The sequence below is a fragment of the Enterobacter sp. MGH119 genome (assembly GCF_001037675.1).
GTDB classification, from domain to species: domain Bacteria; phylum Pseudomonadota; class Gammaproteobacteria; order Enterobacterales; family Enterobacteriaceae; genus Enterobacter; species Enterobacter hormaechei_C.
Genome location: NZ_KQ089929.1, coordinates 763,066 through 784,958, shown reverse-complemented (window position 1 = coordinate 784,958; position 21,893 = coordinate 763,066). Strand labels below are relative to the sequence as shown.

The window sequence follows — 21,893 nt, the reverse complement described above, 5'->3', positions numbered from 1 at the left end:
CCCTGCTTATTCAAACATAGGCGGGTAAAGACCGTGGCGGCCCGGACGGGCGCCGCCTGCCGGATCGAACAGCAGCGTAAAGAGCTGCCCGGTGAAGTTTCCGCTGTGGACGTGGGTGTACAGCGGATAGCCGTCGCAGCGGTTTGTCCACCAGTAGCTGGTCTGGCGCAGCGGATCAAAACACTCCGCCGCCTGCGGCCAGCCCAGCGTGCTCTGACCCTCGTCGTCATAGCCAATCACGTCGAGAATGTCGGAGCGCTTTTGCGGCTCAACCGGCTGGGGCGCCGGGATGGTCATCAGCATTTCATCCAGCTGGGAGGCAGAATAGCTGTTACGCACCGCGTGCAGCCCCAGACGACCAAGCTGCTGGTACCAGCTCTCAGCCTGCCCGAGCAGGCGGGATGACCACTCGGCGGGAGTGAAACTCAGTTGCAGGCATACCGGATAGTGGCGGCCTACGCTGTCACGGCCCGGCAGCAGGCAGCCCATCTGAATCATCTGGCTACCGAGCATCGGCGGGACGACAAAGTTCCACACCGGGGCTTTAGAAAACGGGCGCTCGCCGCTGCGCTGCTCTTCCTGTTGCCAGGCCAGCAGGCCGACCTGGAACCAGTGCGACCACTGGCGTTGCAGGGTATCCGGAAAGCGACGCTGCAAAAAATCTCCGGCGCTGGGTAATTTGCCATACCAGCTATATCGGTTCATCGCAGGGGTATTCGTCATACGGCTGTCCTTGCGGTTATGGGCATGAGAAACGGGGAAGCTGGAACGGATTGCGGATGCTGTTCGGGGCAAACTCCAGCGTGACCTGATGTCCGTCGACGTTGAACGTGGCCTGACGGCTCAGGCTACCCGCGCCAGGGCTGGTGCGCGCCTTGTCGAAAAAGCGGTTGAGCGCCCAGGAACCGTTGGTCACCAGCGTTGCGGTGCTGCCATTGGCCAGACCGAGCTGCATACGCACCTGGTTCGTCCCGCCCGGCCCCGGCCAGGTCATGATCTGCACCGCCTGCGGACCGTGGCTGTAGCGCAGCAGCTGGCCGTCCACGTCCAGCGTCAGGTTCAGAATGGTGTTGTCCATCCGCACGGTGCGCACCGTCACCTTAAAGGATGGCGTGGTCGCGCCATTGGCGAAAAAGGCATCGCGGACAGACTGCGCCTGCTGGAACGGACGCAGCAGCCCTTCACTGCCCGGCAGCGTTTTACCGTCGATGCCCGGCATAAAGCGCCAGTTCGCCTGGGTGGTGTCCACCTTGTTGGTCAGGTTGTCGCGGAAAAAGGTGTCCATCAGTCCGGTGCCCGGCGCGAACATGCGGGCGAGATCGTCCGGCGTCACCTCGGTGCTGGCGCTACGCACCAGCGGGTAACGCCCGGCAATCGCCTGACGGCAGAACCCTCCCACTTCCACGTTGATGCGCTTACGCACGTTCTCCAGATCGCGACGCTGGGTATCGCTGCTGGCGCCCACGGCCATATTACTGAACATGGTTTGCAGCCCGCCCGGCAGACGGCCCGCGCTGGCTTGCAGGCGGCTGATGGCATCGCCGCCCGGCGCGGGCATACCGCTGTTTGCTGCATCCTGAACGGCTGTCAGGTAGCGATAAAGCTCGTCAACCTGCTTGAGAAAATCATCAAAGACGATGGTCTTACCGCCCTTCTCCAGCGGCTGCGCCAGCTCAATCATCGGCGCATAGTGGTCGGTCACCAGTTGCTCAGGCGCCTGCGTCACAACCGCGCCCTGCGTCGGGGCATTGTCACCGTTGCTGAACAGCGCTTCCAGCGTACGGGTGGCGCGGTTGCTTTGGTCTTCCGCTTTCTGCGCATCTTCCGGGGCAGACGCAGTGCGCGACAGGGTCAGCACCTTGCTCAGGTTAAGTACCAGACGGCGCAGCGGCGAGTTGGTGCCTGAAAGCAGGCGCGCGGTGTTGATGCGCTGGGAAAGATCGGCGCTGTTGTTGAGCTGTATGTCCGCGAGAAAGCGATCCCAGTTGACGATAAAGTCGCGCATGTAGAGCTGGCGCACGGCGTTATCGATCTGCTGTTTATCTTCCTGGGCGGTGGCTGCTCCCAGCACCCAGGCATCATCTTCGTGCAGGGCGGTGGACACGCTGTCGATCTGGTCGTTAAAACTCTTCCAGTAGCCGTCAGGCGTATAGAGCCCCGGCACGCCCTCACTCACCGGCTTGCCGCTCTTACGGGAAAACACCAGCTCGCTCTGCGGGCCGCCGAGATCTGAAAGCGAAACCGGCTTCAGGTTCTCATCATGCTCCAGCAAACGTTTCAAGCGTCCGTACACGCGGGTGGAGAGCGGCTGCTGGTTGATGAGCGCCCTTTCACGGGCCACCAGATCCTCATCCTGCGCATACGGTGAAGCCTGAATTTTTGGCTCCAGCAGCTGGGTCAGGTGCCATTCCAGCTCCTGAAGCTGCGCCTGCGTCACGTTCTGCGGCAGGTTGCGTTGCAGGTTGAGCATTACCCACGAGTGCAGGAATTTACCGTCATAGTGCTTCGGCTGGTAGAGCATCTGATAGGCTTTCAGCGCCTCATAGCTGTATTCCACGTCGCTGCCGTTGTCGTTGCGCAGCCAGGTGGTAATGTGCATCGCCACGGCAGGCAGCAGCATCTGATCCAGCGCCTTCTGATACAGAGACTGCGAGGCATCGCTGACGTCATCCCCGCGATAAAGCCCCATGCGGCGGGAAACCGGCGGGTCGTTAACGTCGAAGGCATCGCTTTTCGGCAGATCCACCAGGCTGTTAAGCAGCGGCAGAAGCGCAAACAGATCGCGCTGGGGCTGGTTTTGCAGCGCCTTGCTCTGCTGCTCCAGCATCGGCACTTTTGCGTCCACTTCTTCCAGATAGGCTTTATTTTTAGCGTAGCTGGTCAGCCACAGGCCACCCAGGATCACCAGCAGAGCCAGCAGCGCCGCGTAGCCGGACCACATCACGGCGCTGTTGCGAAGCTCCCACCAGCGGTTTTCCCCGGCGATGCCCGCTTCCTGGAAAATCACGTTTTGCAGCAGGTTCTTAATGAAGAAGCTTTGACCCTTCGCGCCCGGTATCGGCGCCTCTTTGCTCACCGAATCCCAGCGCGTGCTTTCCTCCCCTTCAGGCAAGGAGAGCGCGCGGTTCAGCTCGCCCATCACGCGGTCAAACGGCATCCCTTCCTGGGTGCCGCTGGCGAAGTAGATGCCGCGCGGCGAAAATTCGGTTTCGAAGTTTGAGCGGGCAAAGACCGTGCTCAGGTAGTCTGCCAGCAGCGGACGCAGCGCGGCGAACTCCTGCGGGAAGAGATAGGCTTCCGCACGGGTTTTGGCGTCATGCTCTTTGAGCATGGTTTCCGGAAGGCCCGCATCCAGACGCTGTTGCAGCAGGGAAAATTCCTGCTGGAAGTTGCCCATAAGATCGTAATCGGCGTGTTTGGTCTGCTCCCACGGCAGCGTAAAGCCCCAGATCTGGTCGCGCTGGGCTTTGTCGTAATCCGCAAACCAGGCGCGGAAGCCTTTAAGCAGGTCCGCTTTGGTCACCATCACATAAACCGGGAAGCGAATACCCAGCTGTTCATGCAGCTCGGAGAGACGCTGGCGCAGGTTGACCGCCTGCTGCCGGGAGGCCTCAGCGGACTGCGACAGCAGGTCGGAAATACTGATGGTGATAATCACGCCGTTGATGGGCTGGCGACGACGGTATTTACGCAGCAGGTTGATAAATTCCAGCCACTCCCCGGCGTCCTGAACCTGCTCGCTCTCCTGAGTGGTGTAGCGCCCAGCGGTATCCAGCAGAACCGCCTCGTTGGTAAACCACCAGTCACAGTTGCGCGTGCCGCCAATGCCGCGCAGCGCGGTTTTACCGAAGCGATCCGCCAGCGGGAATTGCAGCCCGGAGTTGGCCAGCGCGGTGGTTTTACCGGAACCCGGCGCGCCAATAATGACGTACCACGGCAGCTGATAGAGGTATTGCGTGCTGAAGCGCTGCGTCCACTGTGCGCCATGTCCCGCTTTGCTGAAGTGGGCTTTTTTCAGCATCTGGGCGGCTTCATCGAAACGCCCGGCAAGGATCTGCTCCTCGCTGTTCAGACGTTTCTGCGGATCGGCCGCCTCCGGGCTGGTGGTATTTTCGTTGAGCTTGTCCATCAGCTTACGGTTCAGCCAGGCGTTATACAGCCGCGGCAGAATGTGGCTCTGGGCCCAAATCAGGTAGACCACCGCAATGCTGATGACGCGGTTCTGCTCTGATTCAAGCGGGCGGGTATCTACGATGGACAACAGCGGGCCAATCATCCAGATGACCGCCGCGAGCGCCGTTACGCCCAGGAAGCTCCACAGAATGCGATTGGTCAGTATAGAAAGTAGAGTAGTCAGCATCCTTAGTTTCCTTGCGGCAATCCGTTCAGCTCGGCCTGGGTATTGTCAGGCGATACCAGCAGCGTAATTTCCACGCGGCGGTTACGGGCGCGATTTTCAGGCGTGGTGTTAGGCGCTACCGGGTTAATCTCGCCCCGCCCTTCGGCTTTGACGCGCTCAGGCTGCGAGAGGCTACCCTGGAGCTGTTTTTGCACCGAACGGGCGCGCTCAAGCGAGAGTTCATAGTTGGAGGCGAAGCGTGCGCTGCGGATCGGCACGTTGTCGCTGTACCCCACCACCAGAATTTTGCCGCTGACGTTATTCATCGCCTGGGCGATGCGGTCGATGACCGGCTCATAGCGATCGCGCACCACCGTTGAGGCCGAGGCAAAGAGTCCGTCCCCTTTCAGGATCACCACGCTGCGATCCGCCTCATCCTTAACGGCCACCAGACCGGCATCAATTTCCGGTTTCAGGAAGCCGCGCAGGTTCAGCACCGCCGGCAGCTGACGCGCAGGCTGCTGGATCGTGGTTTCCGGCAGTTGGGACTGGTAAATTTTCGCCAGCACCGGGCTGGTGTTATCACCCAGACGCCAGTTCAGCACGATATAGAACAGGCAGGCGATAAAGCCGACCAGCGCCACGCACGCCCAGAGTGGGATCATCGGCCGCCAGAGCTTGCGCAGAACGGGGCGATCTTCCGGGTGCGGCGAGAGCGGCGGCGGGTAGCTGCCGCGCACGCCACGGATCATCTGCCACAGGCGCTGTTTGATGGTTTCAAGCTGGGTCCGGCCATTGTCCAGCACGCGGTAGCGGCCTTCAAAGCCGAGCAGCAGACAGTAGTTGATCATCTCCAGCAGCAGAATGTGTTCGCGCGGATTCTGCGACAGACGCGCCAGCAGCTGGAAAAACTTCTCGCCGCCCCAGGTTTCGTTATGAAACGTCACCAGCAGACCATTGCTTGACCAGACGCCGCTGCTTCCCCAGGGAGTCAGCGCGGCGGCTTCGTCCAGCGCCGTGCAGAGGCAGTAGCGCGCGCCGACAATCACTTCATACGGTAAGCCCGCCTGCTGGCATCGCACCTCGAAACGGCGAATTTCGTCAATCAGGCGCTGGCGCAGCCCGACCTGATCGTCGTGGGAAACCGAATGACGGATTTGCGGAATCGCATTGAGCAGCGGATTGGCGGCCGCCACCAGCTGATTGTTCCCACTGGCTCCGGTAAACACGGCATCACTGCCGGTATCCTGTCGTTCCTGCATATTAAGCGCTCGCTTTATTATTCTGTCGGGCTACGGATGGCCCAGAACTCCATATCGAGACCCGGGAATTCCCCTGCGAGATGCAGCGCGAATGCCCCGGACTTGTCCATCTCGTGCCACAGTTCGCTGCCCCTTTCGAGTTCGAAATAGCTGTAGCCTGCATGCCACGGGATCTGCGGCGGCGCGACGGGCATTGCCCGAAGCATGATGCCCGGCAGCTGAAGCTGAACCAGATCGCGGATTTTCGAGACTGGCGCAACCTTCATCTGGGCAGGAAAATGGGTTTGCAGGTGTTCGCCGGGGACATTGGCTTTTACCGCCAGCACGAAGCCAAATTCGCGGACCATGCTGGTCTCCGGCACGGTGGCGATGTTCAGACCGTGGGAGCGTTCGTGCAGCGGCAGCTGGATGGCATGATCTTCCATCACCAGCGACAGTCCCTGACGCAGCATCAGCATCAGTTTGCTGAAGCAAACGGCGAGATCGTCATGGTCGTATACCGGCAGTATGCTCTCTGCGGTACGCTGCGGCGTCCAGGTGGCGAGCTCCGTGGCAAACGGCAGCCAGCTGCGCCAGAGCGCTTCCGGATGAAGCAGCGGCAGCGTTTTTAAATGTGAGACATCGCCAAGGTGGCGGTTGATCAGCGAGAGAAGCGTGAACTCAACCATCTCAGACGTATTGAAACGCCCCGGCTGACGCAGGCGGCCGCCGATCTGCTGGCTACGCTGCACCAGCAAGCCGTGCAGGTCATTGATCATGCCGTACAGCTGCGGGCTGTTATTGGCGTTCAGCATTGGCGGGATGTAGCTGTTATCCAGCCGCACGTGGTTGTCGTTGCGCTTTTCAGCGACGTACGCCACGCCGATGGCGGTCCATTCTGCCGTCAGATCTTTCTCCAGCATCAGGGTCAGACGCAGGCGGCCAAACTGAACCGTCGCCTCCCCGACCGACATCGCGTTGTCGTCTTCCACCTCTTGTTCAAAGGTAATAAAACGCGCCAGAGAAGACTGCTCCTCGCTGAAAATCACCTCTTCACGGCCACCGCGACGAACCGGCAGCGCAAGCACCACCTTTTCATTGGTGAGATTATCGGGGATTTTTAGCGGAGCCGGACCGTTGCGGTCGCTGCGCACCTGGAAAAAGGTGCCGTCAGGCAGCAAACCGCTACAGTAGCTGAGGGCAATACAGCCCTGGCGAAGCATCGCTTCATCCAGCTCAAGGTCGAGAAAGCCCCAGAGATACGAACGCTGCAAGGCCCCCCACTCACGAACGTGGTTGAGGAGGTAACTTTCTGTCCGCTGAAAATGGTGGGGACGCAGGAACATGCCCTCGGTCCAGACGACCTTTTCTGCTTTCGTCATGATGATCTCTTTCCTGTTATGAAGGGCGTTACTGGCTGATGACCCGGATACCATTTACGTCAAGGAAGACGCTGGCCTGGAGTTCATCTGCGGACCATTTCCAGAACTGGTAAATCGCGTTTTCGCCGGGAACAGGCAAAGGAAGTGAGACGCGCCATTTTTTGCCGTCCAGCGCCTGGTATTCCGCCATCACGCCGATATAACGCGCTTCCGGTGAGCTTTGCCCGCTCAGGGTTTTCGAAAGCTGGCCCGGCATCAGGAAGAACACATCGCTGTTCAGCAGATTCGCGCCAAGCGTGGCTGACGCGTTGTTCTGTAAGGAGTAGAAGTCACTGGACATGAAATCCGCATCGGATTTCAGCAGCAACACTCTGACCTTAAGCGGCGCAGAATCATTGATTTGAGGATGAGCCTGAAACTGAAGATTGTAGCGGGAGGGGTCGCTGTGTGAAGACGACGTACAACCACCGATCAGCGCGAAAATCAACGCAAAAAAAGGGAACCACATCCGATGAAAATTTTTATTATTCATAAAAATATGCTCGTGAAACCCGTTTAGTTCAGGATCCAGGTACCGTTCGCGCTGTCTTTGCAGGCTTTGCTGTTGCCATCGACATCAACACAGGTGGTTTTCTTACGCGCTTTCGGGCGCAGTGCCTGTTTACGCACGGTGGCTTCGTACTGGTCAGCCTTGATCACGGCACGCATCGGCACATAACCAATCAGCTGTTCACTCCCTTCATCGGCCAGCGCCATCCAGAAATGTTCAACCTGCCCCAGCACGACGTAAGTTTTGCCGGTCTCAAGCGTACGGATCACTTTTCCACCGTAGTCAGGACGGCTCATCAGGGATGCCGGGTACATGGCACGATACGGTTCATTCACTTGAGTGAACTCCGCCGGAGGGGTAACAGCGTGACGGTGCGTCAGCGTGATGCCATTCACCTGGCTGGTCACAATCGTATCATCGGTGATCGCTGGTTTTTGCGGCGCCTTACAGCCCGCCACCGCCATAACAAACAGAAGTGATAACAATACACGCAGTTTCATATGCTTTTCCGTAGCGATATTTAGAGGATGAAGAGAGGGGATAAAATTTGACTTAGGTGCTATTGTTAAAATAGTCGGGATATTTTCAGCAGGTAACTATTTTATGGCATAGCTACCGCACGAACCCAACAGAAATGGGCCCAGCATGCTCCTGACATATTTTGACAAACGGTAGACAAGTTTACATGAGCTTGTCATCAATTCAATATTTCTTGCCTGCTTAATGGCGTTTAATGATACGCCCAATGCATTATAGGATTAATCTCATAAAAAATGCGCACTTAGCTGAAATCGTCTTTTTCTTAGACGAATTTCTAGCGTAACTGTATGAAAATTAATGGCTAAAAAGGCAAAAGAGAACCACTATCATTAACGTAACCCCTTATTATCGCCACTACCATAATTAGTAGAATTTCATTTTTTCTGTGCGCTGTGGGATATATCTGGGATATTTTCATTGTTGCATCTGGAAGATAACTTTTATTGGGTGCGTGCGTCCCGCATTAACAAATGACGGTGAAGAAAATGGCAGGGATTTAATTTTGCGATCCGAAATAACCTACTCGAAATTATCCTCCGAGGTTATTTTTTGAGCCTTAATAATTAAGCATGGCTACATCTTTTTGTTCTCTTATTGTTCAGAACACTTCATTGCAGCCCATAAACTGGGGGTTTCAGCGGCAGTAACAGTAAACCTAACGCAAAAAGTTTTACCGTTACTACATATTTCTTTTACTTCTTTCCAACATCTGCCGTTCCACGCTTTCACCCGGCACGCCTCATTTGTCTCTGCGACGGTGTTTGTCTGCCGCTTGACTTATTTTGTGATAAAGGTACTTTTCAGGACATGAAGAAGATCCTGATTATCGTACCTGACGGTGGCATGTTGTTTGAGGCTGCCGGTATCGCCGACATTCTGATGCAGGCCAACCGGCTGCACCCGGACGGCCTGGCGCAGCCCCGCTACTGCATCATTATCGCCACCACCCAGCCTCACCTGGTGATCCACGGCCAGTCCGGCTTAAACCTGCTGGCGGACTATCGCCTGCCGGAGCTGGATCCGCGCGAGCCGCTGGATACGATCATCATTACCGGTCGTGGCATGAATGAACAGGAAAGCACCGCGGTGGTGGACTGGCTGCACCTGGCCGCGCCGCATGCGCGCCGCGTCGCCTCTGTCTGCGGCGGGGCCCTGCTGCTGGCACAGGCCGGACTGCTCGATGGGCGCCGGGCGACGACCCACTGGCGGCTGCTGGAAACCCTGAAAACCCGCTATCCTGCGGTCAACGTTGAGGGCGGCCCGCTCTATATTCAGGATGGCCCCGTCTGGACGTCCGGCGGCGTCAGTTCCGGGTTTGATCTGACGCTGGCGCTGGTGGAGGATGATTACGGCTTCACCCTCGCCCGCAACGTGGCGCAGGATATGGTGATGTACCTGCGTCGGCCTGGCGGCCAGCTACAGTTCAGCCGCTATAAACTGGAGCAGTCCGGCGCGACCGGACCGGTTAGCGAACTGCAAAGCTGGATCCTGCAAAACCTCACCGCAGATTTGTGCGTCGAAAGGCTGGCCGAACGGGTCGCCATGAGTCCGCGCAATTTCACCCGCGTGTTCACGCGTGACGTCGGTGTACCTCCGGCCCGTTATGTCACCGAAGCGCGCCTGGCCGCCGCACGACAGCTTCTGGAGCAGACCCCGTATCCGCTTGAGGTCATTGCCGAAAAAAGCGGGTTTGGGACCAGCATCAACCTGCGCCGCGTTTTTGAAAAGCAGCTTCATCTCACGCCGGGCGAATATCGCCAGCGCTTCCACTGCCGCAGAATGGCGTAATCTGATCCTTTTTTGTCATTTACGCCATCCGACCTGACGCCTAAAGTCACTCCAGACAACACAGATAAGGAGTGCATCATGGTTAAGGTCGGTATTAACGGTTTCGGCCGTATCGGACGTAATGTTCTTCGCGCGGCGCTGGGCAACCCGGATCTCCAGATTGTGGCCATTAACGATCTGACGGACAGTAGAACCCTCGCCCATCTGCTGAAATATGACTCTCTGCTCGGCACGCTGCCGGTGCCCGTTGAAGCGGCGGACGGCGCGCTACAGGTTGACGGGCAACGCATCATCGTATTCAGTGAACGCGACCCGGCAAACATTGCGTGGAAAGACGCTGGCGTTGAGGTGGTAATCGAAGCCACCGGCTTCTTCACCGAACGTGAAAAAGCAGCGGTGCATATCACGAGCGGCGGCGCAAAACGCGTCATTATTTCCGCCCCGGCTAAAAATGATGATCTGACGGTGGTAATGGGCGTGAACCACACGCTGTACGATCCGGCCCAGCATTTTGTGGTCAGCAACGGGAGTTGCACCACTAATGGTCTGGCGCCAGCGGCGCAGGTGCTGCACCAGCAGTTTGGCATTGAACACGGGCTGATGAACACCACGCATGCCTACACCAACAGCCAGGCGCTGCATGACCAGCCGGAAAAAGATCTGCGCGGCGCGCGCGCGGCAGCATTATCGATTGTGCCTTATTCCAGCGGCGCGGCAAAAGCGCTCGGGAAAGTGATCCCCGAACTTGACGGTAAACTCACCGGATATTCCCTGCGCGTACCGGTTCCGGTGGTGTCGATTGTCGATCTGACGGTGACGCTGAGCCGCAACGTGACCGCCGAAGAGGTGAATGACGCGTTCCGTCAGGCCGCCGTCAGCGGGCCGCTGAAAGGCATCCTGGGCTACAGCGATGAACCGCTGGTCTCCCGTGATTATCAGGGCGACCCGCGCTCATCCATCATCGACGGGCTTTCAACGCTGGTGATTGGCGGGAATATGGTGAAGATCCTGTCGTGGTATGACAACGAATGGGGCTTCTCGAACCGTCTGGTGGATCTGGCGGTGCTTATGGATAAAAAAGGGTTGTAGGGCTTAAGCCGGGTGGCTTGAAGCTTACCCGGCCTTTCTGTGATGTGGTTAAAAATTAAGTAAACCACCCCCGGTGTTGTGAAAGCGCACCCGAATTATCTGGTTATGTGAAAAATGGGATATTCAACACGCGAAGTTAACGATATTCGTCTAAGGTTTTCAGGTAATTGACAACAGCGGTCACGCTGCTCAGTGAAGACAGGAGACGAACCGATGATAAGACCTCGCGCACGACGCCCCGCTTTTTTACCCCTTGCGTTGGCAGGCGCACTACTCGGTGTTACCGCATTTGGTTATGCTGAAGACCAGCCAACGAGCCAGCAAAGCTCACCTGATATTCTTCTTGGCCCCCTCTTTAATGACGTACAGAGCGCCAAACTGTTCCCGGATCAGAAAACCTTCGCGGATGCCGTTCCCAAAAGCGACCCGCTAATGATCCTGGCGGATTACCGGATGCAGCATACCCAGTCCGGTTTTGACCTGCGCCACTTCGTGGAGATGAACTTTATCCTGCCGAAGGAGGGTGAGAAATATGTTCCCCCTGAGGGCCAGAGCCTGCGCGAACACATAGACGATCTGTGGCCTGTTCTGACCCGCACCACCGACAAAGCGAACAAATGGGACTCCCTCCTGCCTCTGCCAAAACCCTATGTCGTGCCGGGAGGACGCTTCCGCGAAGTCTATTACTGGGACAGCTATTTCACCATGCTGGGGCTGGCCGAGAGCGGCCACTGGGATAAGATCGGCGACATGGTGGACAACTTCGCTTACGAGCTTGATACCTGGGGCCATATCCCTAACGGTAACCGCACCTACTACCTGAGCCGCTCTCAGCCGCCGTTCTTCTCGCTGATGGTGGAATTGCTAGCCACGCATGACAGCGACGCGTTAAAGAAATACCGTCCGCAGATGGAAAAAGAGTATGCCTACTGGATGGAGGGGGCTGATGGGCTCCAGCCTGGTCAGGCGAACAAACGCGTGGTGAAGCTGGATGATGGCGCGATCCTCAACCGCTACTGGGACGATCGGGACACGCCGCGCCCTGAGTCGTGGCTGGATGACGTCACCACCGCCAAAAATAACCCTAACCGTCCGGCCACCGAGATCTATCGCGATCTGCGCTCTGCCGCGGCCTCGGGCTGGGATTTCAGCTCCCGCTGGATGGACGATCCTCAGAAGCTGGATACCATCCGCACCACCAGCATCGTGCCGGTGGATCTGAATGCGCTGATGTTTAAGATGGAAAAACTGCTGGCCCGTGCCAGCCAGGAAGACGGGGATACCGCCAGCGCAAGTAAATATGACGCGCTGGCCTCCGCACGTCAGAAAGCCATGGAGAGCCACCTGTGGAACGATAAAGAGGGCTGGTATGCGGATTACGATCTGAAAACCAGGAAGGTGCGTAATCAGCTGACTGCCGCGGCCCTCTTCCCGCTGTATGTGAAGGCCGCATCACAGGATCGCGCCGATAAAGTGGCCGCAGCCGCATCGTCGCGCCTGCTGAAACCGGGCGGTATTTCTACCACCACCATCAACAGCGGGCAGCAGTGGGATGCGCCGAACGGCTGGGCGCCGTTGCAGTGGGTAGCGGTGGAAGGGTTGCAGAACTATGGTCAGCAGAAAGTGGCGATGGACGTGACCTGGCGTTTCCTGAAAAACGTTCAGCATACCTACGATCGCGAGAAGAAACTGGTTGAGAAGTACGATGTCTCTTCGACCGGTACCGGCGGTGGCGGCGGTGAGTATCCGTTGCAGGACGGTTTTGGCTGGAGTAACGGCGTGACGCTCAGGATGCTGGACATGGTCTGCCCGAAAGAGAAGCCATGCGACACCGTACCGGAGAATCAGCCTGCGGCAAACGATGATGTTGCACCTGCGAAACAGGCGGCGCAGTAGCGCCCCTCACCCTGACCCTCTCCCCAAAGGGGCGAGGGTCAGGTTCCGTGCAATAAAGTGACCCGGTAGCGCCACCGGGCTTTTTTCAGAAGCTGTAACTCGCCCCGACCTGGAAGGTGCGGTCGCGGCCTATCCAGCAGTTGGTCGCGTCATAGCAGGTGAGCGTCTCTTTGTTGGTGACGTTCTGCGCGCTCGCTTTCAGCGTCAGCCCCTCCAGCGATGGCGCCAGTTCACCCATGCGGTAAGATGCCGCCAGATCGTACTGCGTCGTACCGCCCAGCTTGCCTGCGTCGTTGGCTGGCGAGATCTCCATCGGCCCGGTGTAGCGTGCGCCTCCCCCCAGCGTTACCCCTCTCAGCGGCGTGCTGTCGAAGGTGTAATCCCCCCACAGATTAAAGGCGTTCTCAGGGACCTGCGTCGGTCGTTTGCCCTGGTACTTGTCATCTTCGGTATTGATGGCGTGGGTGTAGGCATAGTTGGCAATCAGCGTCAGGTTATCCGTTGGACGACTCATAGCGGAAAGCTCCGCGCCTTTCGATTCCACTTCCCCGGTCTGGCGATAGTTGAAGTAGCCCGGATCGCTGGTCACCACATTTTTCTGACGAATGTTAAACACCGAGGCGGTGAAGGTGGTTGCGTATTCCGCCAGCAGGTATTTCACCCCACCCTCCACCTGCTTGCTGGTGGTGGGCTTAACGTCTTTCGCGGTCAGCGTGCCCTGCGGCGATACTGGGGCGAACCCTTCTGAATAGCTGATAAACGGCGAGAGTCCATTGTCGAAGGCATAAAGCGCGCCCAGTCGTTTGGTGAGGCGATCCTGCGATACCCAGGCTTTGTCACCGTTTTGCAGATAGTTAGTGGTGACGGAACGGTAGTCGTCATAGCGCAGGCTGGCCAGCACGTTCAGCCCGCCAAACGCAATCTGATCCTGGAGGTAATAGCCATTCTGCTGATAGCTGAGTCGGTTTTTCTGCGCGGTTTCAAGCCCCAGCGCATCGTTATCGATCTGCGAGTGATCCGGATGACGCATATCGATACCCGGGGTGGATGAGGCGTAACGATAATGGAAATGAGAGTTCAGCTTCTGGTAGTCAAAGCCCGCCAGCAGATGATGTTTCCAGTCCCCCAGCGCGACGGTTCGGGTGACCTGGTTATCAATATTGAAGCTCTGCAAATCTTCATCCGTGGTATAGGCGAAGCGGTTAAGCTGGTAGACCTCGCTGCCCGTCCCGGTGGAATAGGCGCTGCGCTGGTGGGTGTCCACGTCAAAGTAGCGCGCTTTCTGGTTAAAGCCCCAGCCACTGTCAAACTCATGCTCAAAGCTGTATCCCAGCATCCACTGGCGCTGCTTAAAGCCGCTCCACTCATCCCCGGCATAGTCACGACGATCGGCGTATTTAGACCGCAGATAGCTTAGCGGCATCGGATCAGACGGCGTCAGGCTCGGCGTATTTTGCGCCAGCGCGTCAATGGTCAGGCGCGTTTTGTCATCAGGCTGCCAGGTCACGGAGGGGGCCACCAGATAGTTTTCATAGCGCGTGGTGTGCTCCTGTTCGTCACTTTCCGTCGCTTTGCCCAGCAGGCGATAGTTCCAGTCGCTGTTCGCGATCTGCCCCGTAGAGTCCAGGTATCCCTCTTTCAGATTGCGGTTTCCGGTATTAAAGCCCAGTTCCGTTTTCGCCTCTTTCTGCGGCTTTTTACTCTGAATATTGACCAGCCCGCCCGGTGAGCCGCCGCCATACAGCACGGATGACGGCCCCTTCAGGATATCGACGCTCTCAATCAGCAGCGGATCGATTCGCGCTTTGGTGTTCCCGGTGACGTTATAGGGAAGTTGCAGGCCGTTGTAGAACTCCTGATCGACGTTGAACCCGCGGATTTTGTACTCGCTCATGTAAGAGGTGCTCCCGCGCACCTCCGTGGAAACGCCCGGCGCATAGCGCAGGATCTCGTTTACCGAACTGGCGTGCCGCTGCTCAATCTCTTTAGCGGCAATGGTGTTGATCACCTGCGGCGTTTTACTTTCCGCGACGGCTGATTTCGTGGCGCTGTTGGTCCAGGCAGGAAGCGCGCTGCCCTGCTCTGTGCCTGTCACCACGATGGTGGATTCTTCTGCGAAAGCCTGTGTTTGCAATGCCAGCGTGACGGCGCCTGCCAACGCGCATAACGCAAAACGTGAAGTGCTCATAGTGTCGTCTTGTTATTAGATGGTATTGGGAACGGCAATTATTATCATTTCCATTAGCAAATCAATATCGGCGGAGAAAAACAGATCGTTTGTATTAAGTTTCATGCCCGCGTGCCGATAACCCAGAGACAGTCTGTCATCTATCGAGGAGCCATCTGGCGTGAGTAGCTACAGTGAGCAGTTCCTGAAACAAAATCCGCTGGCTGTATTAGGGGTGTTACGCGACCTGAAAAAAGGCGAGGTGCCGCTGCGCATCAACTGGTCAACCAGCCAGTTTATCAGCAAGATCCTGGACGTGACGGCAGAGCACCTGATCGTCGATCTGGGTAGCCAGAGCGATGAAAACCGTGCCGCGCTACAGGCAGAGAATCTCTCGGTGATGGCCGAAACGCAGGGGGCGAAAGTCGAGTTTGTGCTGCCTCGTCTGACCACGATCGCGTACCAGGGTTTGCCTGCGTTTATCGCTCCCCTGCCCGCTAACCTCTGGTTCGTGCAACGCCGGGAGTTTTTTCGCATCAGCGCTCCGCTTCACCCGGCCTATTTCTGTAAGGCAAAAATGCCGGACAAAAAAGAGATCCGCTTTCGTCTCTTCGACCTGTCACTGGGCGGGATGGGCGCGTTAATGGATACGCCGAAGCCGGAAGGGCTGGTGGAAGGTATGCGTTTTAGTCAGATTGAGCTGGATATGGGCGGATGGGGACGCTTCTGGTTTGACGCCCAGCTGATTGCCATCAGCGAGCGCAAGGTGGTGGACAGCAAAAACGAAACCATTACCACGCCGCGACTGAGCTTTCGCTTTCTGAATGTCGGGCCAGGCGCCGAACGCGAACTACAGCGCATCATCTTCTCACTGGAGCGTGAAGCGCGGGAACGCGCGAATAAAGTGCGCTGATAGGCGTCGGGCAGCGTGCTGCCGCCCGACAAAGGCGTTACATGGCGTCCATCGCTTTCTGGACTTTCCAGATATAACGTGGAGCCTGTGCTGACGGATGATTCTTCACAACGTGCTCGAAGAATTCATCTTTATCCATATCGTTAATCTCTTCTATCGCCTCTTTGCGATCGGATGAGAAGGTTCGGAGCAGCGCGCCGGCTCCGTTAACGTACGACACCACCAGTGCATATTGCATCACTTCCGGATCGTCAATCCCCTTCAGAATGCCATGCTCGAGAATGCTCAGGTAAGCGGTTCCCATAGAGATATTACGCTCCGGGTTTTTCAGCTCGCTGGTGGATGGCTGTCCCTTCCAGCCCATGTAGCGATAGACCTCTCTTCCCGCCGTCGAGGCTTTTAACTGCATCAGCCCCACCGCATTCGATTTACTCACCAGCGTCGGGTTGCCGCCGGACTCCACGGCAATGATCGCCGTGATCAGACGCGGGCTCACGCCCCAGGCCTTTCCGGCTTGTTCGCTGATCGGCATCCACTGCATGGCCCGCTTTACCGGCACTTCAGGGTTCCAGGGGGGATTTTGATAATCATGTTTTGAACTACAGCCAGCGAGCAGCACAATCAAAAAAGCAAACCATCTCAATTTCACGTCATCTATCCTTATAGCCGGTCATCGCGGTACGTCGCCCCTTGAAGCAGGCGGCGTATAAGCGGCATGATATAGACAATTAGATTCTCATTCAGCAAGGAATTGCCATGCCTCAGTTTCATCTCATCGCACCGTCAGGCTACTGCATCAATCAGGAGGCGGCACAGCGGGGCGTTCAACGCCTGCTGGAAATGGGCCATCAGGTAGAAAATCAGACAATTATCCCCCGCCGCATGCAGCGTTTTGCCGGTACGGAGGCGCAGAGACTGAGCGATATCAACAGCCTGGCGACGCTGGAAGGTGAAAACACCATTGTGCTGGCCGTGCGCGGCGGCTATGGCGCAAGCCGGCTGCTGGAGAGCATCGACTGGGCCGGGCTGGCCGCGCGCCAGCAGCAGGATCCGCTGTTAATCTGCGGACACAGCGATTTCACGGCGATCCAGCTCGGCCTGCTGGCGTTGCATAACGTCATTACCTTTAGCGGCCCGATGCTGGCCGGTAACTTTGGCGCGCCGGAGCTGGATGCGTTTACGCAGGACCATTTCTGGCGCGCCCTGCAAAACCCGACGTTCACCATCGAGTGGCAAGGCAATGGACCGCACTGGGAATGTGAAGGACAGCTGTGGGGCGGCAACCTCGCGATGCTGGTGTCGCTAATTGGTACGCCGTGGCTGCCGCAGATCACGGATGGCATACTGGTGCTGGAAGATATCAATGAACACCCGTTCCGTGTCGAACGCATGCTGTTGCAGCTGTATCACGCCGGGATCCTGGATCGGCAGTCGGCCATTGTGCTGGGCAGTTTTAGCGGTTCAGCCCCCAACGATTACGATGCAGGCTATTCCCTGGAAACGATGATTGATTTCATTCGTTCCCGCCTGGATATCCCGGTGATCGCCGGCCTGGATTTCGGCCATGAGCAGCAAACCGTTACGCTGCCGCTGGGTGCCCGGGCGCACCTTGTACACGATAATTCAGGCAGTCGGTTAACAATCAGCGGTCATCCGGTCTTAAAGGCATAAAAAAGCCGTTATTCCCCCTCAATAAAACGCTGTTACCGTTGTTAATATGTTAGGGTTTTAATAACAGCGTTCACATTGAGGTGGGAGTAAGACGACATTGGGTGCCACAGCGATAATCAGTCTTTTCATTCTGGGTTCCATCCTGGTAACCTTCAGCATTTTATTAAGTTCATTTTCATCGCGCCTTGGCATACCTATTCTTGTCATTTTCCTGGCTATCGGCATGCTGGCGGGAGTCGACGGAATCGGCGGTATCCCCTTCGATAATTACCCTTTCGCCTATATGGTGAGTAACCTCGCGCTGGCGGTCATCCTGCTGGACGGCGGTATGCGCACCCAGGCAAGTTCGTTCCGCGTGGCCTTAGGCCCGGCGCTGTCTCTGGCGACCGTCGGGGTGCTGATCACCTCTGGCCTGACCGGTATGATGGCGGCCTGGCTGTTTAACCTCGATATTATGGAAGGCCTGCTGATTGGCGCGATTGTCGGCTCGACCGATGCGGCAGCGGTTTTCTCGCTGCTCGGCGGCAAGGGGCTGAACGAACGCGTTGGCTCCACGCTGGAGATTGAATCCGGCAGTAACGATCCGATGGCGGTGTTCCTGACCATCACTCTGATTGAGATGATCCAGCAGCATGAAACCGGCCTGAGCTGGATGTTCGCCTGGCACATCCTCCAGCAGTTTGGCCTGGGGATTATCATTGGTCTCGGCGGCGGTTACCTGTTACAGCAGACGATCAACCGTATTACGCTGCCTTCCGGCCTTTACCCGCTGCTGGCCCTGAGCGGCGGGATCCTGATCTTTGCCGTCACCACCGCGCTGGACGGCAGCGGTATTCTGGCGGTTTACCTTTGCGGTTTCCTGTTGGGCAACCGACCGATTCGCAACCGTCACGCCATTTTGCAGAACTTCGACGGTCTGGCCTGGCTGGCGCAGATTGCCATGTTCCTGGTGCTGGGCCTGCTGGTGACGCCGTCGGACCTGCTGCCTATCGCCGTACCGGCGCTGCTTTTGTCGGCCTGGATGATCTTCTTCGCCCGTCCGCTGTCGGTGTTTGCCGGGCTGCTACCGTTCCGCGGATTTAACCTGCGTGAGCGGATATTTATCAGTTGGGTGGGTCTGCGCGGCGCGGTGCCGATTATTCTGGCAGTGTTCCCGATGATGGCCGGGCTGGACAACGCCCGCCTGTTCTTTAACGTCGCCTTCTTCGTGGTGCTGGTGTCGCTGCTGTTCCAGGGGACGTCGCTGGGCTGGGCGGCGAAAAAAGCCAAAGTGGTGGTACCGCCCATTGGCTGGCCGGTCTCCCGCGTGGGGCTGGATATTCACCCTGAGAATCCCTGGGAACAGTTTGTCTACCAGCTAAGCTCCGATAAGTGGTGCGTGGGCGCGTCCCTGCGCGATCTGCATATGCCCGCTGAAACGCGCATTGCCGCCCTGTTCCGGGATAACGCCCTGCTTCACCCGACCGGCAGCACGCGGCTGCGTGAGAACGATATTCTCTGCGTGATTGGCCGCGAGCGCGACCTGCCTGCCCTCGGCAAGCTGTTCAGCCAGTCGCCCCCGGTGGCGCTGGATCAGCGTTTCTTCGGCGATTTTATCCTCGAAGCCAGCGCCCGCTTTGCGGATGTGGCGCTGATTTATGGCCTGGAAGGTGGACTGGAGAATCGCGATAACCAGCAAACACTGGGTGAAATTATTCAGCAATTATTAGGGGCTGCGCCGGTCGTCGGTGACCAGGTGGAGTTTGCCGGGATGATCTGGACGGTAGCCGAGAAAGAAGATAATGCGGTGCGCAAAGTCGGCGTAAGGCCGATGGAGGAAGAGGCGGAGTAGCTGCTTTTTTGCCGGGTGGCGATAACGCTTACCCGACCTTCTTTCGGGCTTTTGTAGGCCGGGTAAGGCGAAGCCGCCACCCGGCACATACACAAGTTACACCGTCACAACAGGCACTCTGGGTGCCAGCGCGCACATCAGCTCATACCCAACGGTGCCCGCCGCAGCGGCCACATCATCAATTTTAACTTCGTTGCCCCACAGCTCAACCGGTGACCCGATCCCCGCCTGGGGACACGGCGTTAAATCAATGGCCAGCATGTCCATTGAGACGGTGCCTACCGTGCCGGTGCGCACGCCATCGACCCACACCGGCGTGCCGCTCGGGGCGATGCGCGGATAACCATCTGCATAGCCCCCCGCCACGATACCGATACGCTGTTCGCCCGCTGCCCGATAACGGCTGCCATAGCCCACCGTATCGCCCGCTTTTAACGTCTGCACGCCGATAATCTCGCTTCGTAACGTCATCACCGGCTTCAGGCCGCTGTTGGCGATATCCTGCCACTGACCTGAGGGTGACGCGCCGTACAGAACGATCCCCGGACGCACCCAGTTGTAGTGCGCTTCAGGATGCCAGAGCGTTGCCGCTGAGTTCGACAGCGAACGTGGACAGTCCAGCCCTTCTGCCGCCTGCTCAATGCGGACCATGGCATCGGCAATTCCGTCCGGCTTTTCCGCATCGGCGAAATGCGCCATCAGCGTCATCTCACCGACGTTTTTCAGCGCACGAAGCTGCTGCCAGACCGTGTGCACCCGTTCAGGCTGAAAGCCCAGACGGTTCATCCCGCTGTTCACTTTGAGATAGATATCCAGCGGGGCATGCAGCTTCGCGTCCTGAATCGCCTTGATCTGCCAGTTACTATGAACGCTGGTCGTCAGGCGGTACTTATCCAGCAGAGGCAGATCCTGCGCATGGAAGAATCCTTCCAGCAGCAGGATCGGTCCTTTCCAGCCGCGCTCGCGCAGCAGGATGGCCTCTTCCAGATTCAGCAGGGCAAAACCATCGGTGGCGCCGAGCGCACTCCAGATACGGTCGATACCATGACCGTAGGCGTTGGCTTTCACCACCGACCAGACACGAGAACCCGGCGCAGCACGGCGAACAATTTGCAGGTTATCCTTCAGCGCCTGCAAATCCAGCTGGGCCAGAATAGGACGGGACATTGCGACTCCTTAATTATGCGCGCCGTGCAGGTGTTGTGGACGCGATGGGGTAAACCCTGATTGATAGCGTGCGGCGCTCAAATCGTCAAACGGAATTGCCGGCGTCCGCCCGGAGATCAGGTCGCTCAGCAGCTGGCCCGAACCGCAGGCCATGGTCCAGCCAAGCGTACCGTGGCCGGTGTTGGTCCACAGATTTTTGTATGGCGTACGGCCCACAATCGGCGTGCCGTCCGGGGTCATCGGGCGCAGGCCGGTCCAGAACGTCGCCTGCTCAATGAAGCCGCCGCGCGGGAAGAGATCGCCCACGACCATCTCCAGCGTTTCACGACGCGGTTTAAGCAGCTCAGTATTAAAGCCCACGATTTCCGCCATGCCGCCGACGCGGATCCGGTTATCGAAGCGGGTGATGGCGATTTTGTAGGTTTCATCAAGAATGGTCGAGACCGGCGCACCGCTGTCCTCTTTCACAGGAATGGTCAGGGAGTAGCCTTTCAGCGGATAGACCGGGATATCCAGGATCCCTTTCAGCATCGCGGTTGAGTAGGAGCCAAACGCCATCACGTAGGCATCGGCTTTGATTACCTCTTCCCCACACTTCACGCCGTAAATCTTCTCCCCTTCCGACAGCAGTTTGTCGACAGAAGTATTGAAGCGGAATTTCACCCCGGCCTGCTCACACATGCGCGCCAGACGCTGGGTGAAAAGCTGGCAGTCGCCGGTTTCATCGTTCGGTAAACGCAGACCGCCCGTCAGCTTGTGCGCGACCTCGGCAAGCGCTGGCTCCACCTGCGCCAGCTGGCTGGCTTCCAGCAGCTGATACGGTACGCCCGCATCTTCAAGCACGGCGATATCGCGGGTCGCGTTTTCGTACTGTTGCGCGGTACGGAACAGCTGAAGCGTGCCGCCCTGGCGTCCTTCATATTCAATGCCCGTTGAGGCACGCAGCGCCTTCAGGCAGTCGCGGCTGTATTCCGCCAGACGCACCATGCGCCCTTTGTTTTCCATATAGTGGCGGGTGTCGCAGTTGCGCAGCATCTGCCACATCCACTTAAGCTGGAACTGCGTGCCGTCGAGGCTGATCGCCAGCGGCGCATGTCGCTGAAACATCCATTTGATCGCCTTCAGCGGAACGCCCGGGGCCGCCCACGGCGCAGCGTAGCCCGGGGAGATTTGCCCCGCATTCGCCGCACTGGTTTCCAGCGCCGGACCGGATTCGCGATCGACAACGGTAACCTCATGTCCCGCCTGACTTAAATACCAGGCGCTGGTTACGCCAACGACACCACTTCCCAGTATGACAACACGCATAGCCACTCCAT

General features: G+C 57.8%; 15 protein-coding genes and 2 pseudogenes. 6 read left to right on the top strand and 11 right to left on the bottom strand.

Annotated features, from left to right (window positions below; all coding sequences use genetic code 11):
- Nucleotides 1–6 precede the first annotated feature (6 nt).
- The 6 genes from tagF to SK53_RS03625 are packed head-to-tail and all read right to left on the bottom strand — an operon-like array spanning nt 7 to nt 8,012.
- The gene (gene tagF / locus SK53_RS03650; RefSeq protein WP_006810959.1) at nt 7–723 is read right to left on the bottom strand and encodes a type VI secretion system-associated protein TagF; all 717 of its coding nucleotides are present in this window, start codon (nt 721–723) and stop codon (nt 7–9) included.
- Between the two features lie 16 nt (nt 724–739).
- Nucleotides 740–4,360 (bottom strand): type VI secretion system membrane subunit TssM, encoded by a 3,621-nt coding sequence (tssM, locus tag SK53_RS03645; RefSeq protein WP_048208531.1) that lies wholly within the window; start codon nt 4,358–4,360, stop codon nt 740–742.
- A 2-nt stretch (nt 4,361–4,362) separates the two neighbouring features.
- On the bottom strand, nt 4,363–5,601 hold the full coding sequence (locus SK53_RS03640; protein ID WP_003859963.1) for a DotU family type VI secretion system protein: 1,239 nt from the start codon (nt 5,599–5,601) through the stop codon (nt 4,363–4,365).
- Nucleotides 5,602–5,618: 17 nt separating this feature from the next.
- Entirely contained in the window at nt 5,619–6,962 is a 1,344-nt protein-coding gene (tssK, locus tag SK53_RS03635; RefSeq protein WP_022651416.1) for a type VI secretion system baseplate subunit TssK, read from the bottom strand.
- A gap of 28 nt (nt 6,963–6,990) precedes the next feature.
- Nucleotides 6,991–7,494, bottom strand: coding sequence for a type VI secretion system lipoprotein TssJ (gene tssJ / locus SK53_RS03630; protein ID WP_015570327.1), 504 nt, complete (start codon nt 7,492–7,494; stop codon nt 6,991–6,993).
- Between the two features lie 23 nt (nt 7,495–7,517).
- Nucleotides 7,518–8,012, bottom strand: coding sequence for a hypothetical protein (locus SK53_RS03625; RefSeq protein WP_006810964.1), 495 nt, complete (start codon nt 8,010–8,012; stop codon nt 7,518–7,520).
- 847 nt (nt 8,013–8,859) lie between these two features.
- Here SK53_RS03625 and SK53_RS03620 point away from each other — a divergent pair.
- The 3 genes from SK53_RS03620 to SK53_RS03610 all read left to right on the top strand — a co-directional run bounded on the left by SK53_RS03620 (nt 8,860) and on the right by SK53_RS03610 (nt 12,825).
- Nucleotides 8,860–9,840: a GlxA family transcriptional regulator gene (locus tag SK53_RS03620; RefSeq protein WP_048208528.1), complete on the top strand. Its 981-nt coding sequence runs from the start codon at nt 8,860–8,862 to the stop codon at nt 9,838–9,840.
- A gap of 78 nt (nt 9,841–9,918) precedes the next feature.
- The gene (gene gap, locus SK53_RS03615; protein WP_032609486.1) at nt 9,919–10,929 is read left to right on the top strand and encodes a type I glyceraldehyde-3-phosphate dehydrogenase; all 1,011 of its coding nucleotides are present in this window, start codon (nt 9,919–9,921) and stop codon (nt 10,927–10,929) included.
- 213 nt (nt 10,930–11,142) lie between these two features.
- Nucleotides 11,143–12,825, top strand: a complete 1,683-nt coding sequence (locus tag SK53_RS03610) for an alpha,alpha-trehalase (protein ID WP_022651419.1) — start codon at nt 11,143–11,145, stop codon at nt 12,823–12,825.
- An 85-nt stretch (nt 12,826–12,910) separates the two neighbouring features.
- On the opposite strand, the gene SK53_RS03605 is transcribed toward SK53_RS03610, so the two are convergent.
- Complete coding sequence (locus SK53_RS03605; protein ID WP_048208525.1) at nt 12,911–15,013, bottom strand: TonB-dependent siderophore receptor; 2,103 nt, start codon at nt 15,011–15,013, stop codon at nt 12,911–12,913.
- Nucleotides 15,014–15,173: 160 nt separating this feature from the next.
- Here SK53_RS03605 and SK53_RS03600 point away from each other — a divergent pair, with 160 nt between their 5' ends.
- Nucleotides 15,174–15,905, top strand: coding sequence for a flagellar brake protein YcgR (locus SK53_RS03600; protein ID WP_022651421.1), 732 nt, complete (start codon nt 15,174–15,176; stop codon nt 15,903–15,905).
- A 37-nt stretch (nt 15,906–15,942) separates the two neighbouring features.
- Here the strand turns inward: SK53_RS03600 and emtA are convergent, their stop codons facing one another.
- Nucleotides 15,943–16,554 carry a membrane-bound lytic murein transglycosylase EmtA gene (gene emtA / locus SK53_RS03595; protein ID WP_017384310.1) on the bottom strand — a complete coding sequence of 204 codons (612 nt, stop codon included), beginning with the start codon at nt 16,552–16,554 and terminating at the stop codon, nt 15,943–15,945.
- Nucleotides 16,555–16,661: 107 nt separating this feature from the next.
- On the opposite strand from emtA, the gene ldcA reads away from it, so the two are divergent.
- The gene (gene ldcA, locus SK53_RS03590) at nt 16,662–17,576 is read left to right on the top strand and encodes a muramoyltetrapeptide carboxypeptidase (RefSeq protein WP_023324854.1); all 915 of its coding nucleotides are present in this window, start codon (nt 16,662–16,664) and stop codon (nt 17,574–17,576) included.
- Between the two features lie 97 nt (nt 17,577–17,673).
- A pseudogene (locus SK53_RS03585) lies at nt 17,674–19,341 on the top strand (potassium/proton antiporter); the annotation flags it as partial.
- On the opposite strand, the pseudogene SK53_RS23865 reads toward SK53_RS03585, so the two are convergent.
- The 3 genes and pseudogenes from SK53_RS23865 to SK53_RS03575 all read right to left on the bottom strand — a co-directional run.
- Nucleotides 19,294–19,398, bottom strand: a pseudogene (locus SK53_RS23865) (hypothetical protein); the annotation flags it as partial. The pseudogenes SK53_RS03585 and SK53_RS23865 overlap by 48 nt on opposite strands.
- A gap of 105 nt (nt 19,399–19,503) precedes the next feature.
- Nucleotides 19,504–20,574 carry a catabolic alanine racemase DadX gene (gene dadX, locus SK53_RS03580; protein WP_003859954.1) on the bottom strand — a complete coding sequence of 357 codons (1,071 nt, stop codon included), beginning with the start codon at nt 20,572–20,574 and terminating at the stop codon, nt 19,504–19,506.
- 9 nt (nt 20,575–20,583) lie between these two features.
- Nucleotides 20,584–21,882 carry a D-amino acid dehydrogenase gene (locus SK53_RS03575; protein ID WP_022651424.1) on the bottom strand — a complete coding sequence of 433 codons (1,299 nt, stop codon included), beginning with the start codon at nt 21,880–21,882 and terminating at the stop codon, nt 20,584–20,586.
- Between the last annotated feature and the right edge of the window lie 11 nt (nt 21,883–21,893).

Excerpts from the sequence above, each read along its gene's own strand:
- tagF (WP_006810959.1), bottom strand. The coding sequence starts at position 723 with ATGACGAATACCCCTGCGATGAACCGATATAGCTGGTATGGCAAATTA.
- tssM (WP_048208531.1), bottom strand. The coding sequence starts at position 4,360 with ATGCTGACTACTCTACTTTCTATACTGACCAATCGCATTCTGTGGAGC.
- SK53_RS03640 (WP_003859963.1), bottom strand. The coding sequence starts at position 5,601 with ATGCAGGAACGACAGGATACCGGCAGTGATGCCGTGTTTACCGGAGCC.
- tssK (WP_022651416.1), bottom strand. The coding sequence starts at position 6,962 with ATGACGAAAGCAGAAAAGGTCGTCTGGACCGAGGGCATGTTCCTGCGT.
- tssJ (WP_015570327.1), bottom strand. The coding sequence starts at position 7,494 with ATGAATAATAAAAATTTTCATCGGATGTGGTTCCCTTTTTTTGCGTTG.
- SK53_RS03625 (WP_006810964.1), bottom strand. The coding sequence starts at position 8,012 with ATGAAACTGCGTGTATTGTTATCACTTCTGTTTGTTATGGCGGTGGCG.
- SK53_RS03620 (WP_048208528.1), top strand. The coding sequence starts at position 8,860 with ATGAAGAAGATCCTGATTATCGTACCTGACGGTGGCATGTTGTTTGAG.
- gap (WP_032609486.1), top strand. The coding sequence starts at position 9,919 with ATGGTTAAGGTCGGTATTAACGGTTTCGGCCGTATCGGACGTAATGTT.
- SK53_RS03610 (WP_022651419.1), top strand. The coding sequence starts at position 11,143 with ATGATAAGACCTCGCGCACGACGCCCCGCTTTTTTACCCCTTGCGTTG.
- SK53_RS03605 (WP_048208525.1), bottom strand. The coding sequence starts at position 15,013 with ATGAGCACTTCACGTTTTGCGTTATGCGCGTTGGCAGGCGCCGTCACG.
- ldcA (WP_023324854.1), top strand. The coding sequence starts at position 16,662 with ATGCCTCAGTTTCATCTCATCGCACCGTCAGGCTACTGCATCAATCAG.
- dadX (WP_003859954.1), bottom strand. The coding sequence starts at position 20,574 with ATGTCCCGTCCTATTCTGGCCCAGCTGGATTTGCAGGCGCTGAAGGAT.
- SK53_RS03575 (WP_022651424.1), bottom strand. The coding sequence starts at position 21,882 with ATGCGTGTTGTCATACTGGGAAGTGGTGTCGTTGGCGTAACCAGCGCC.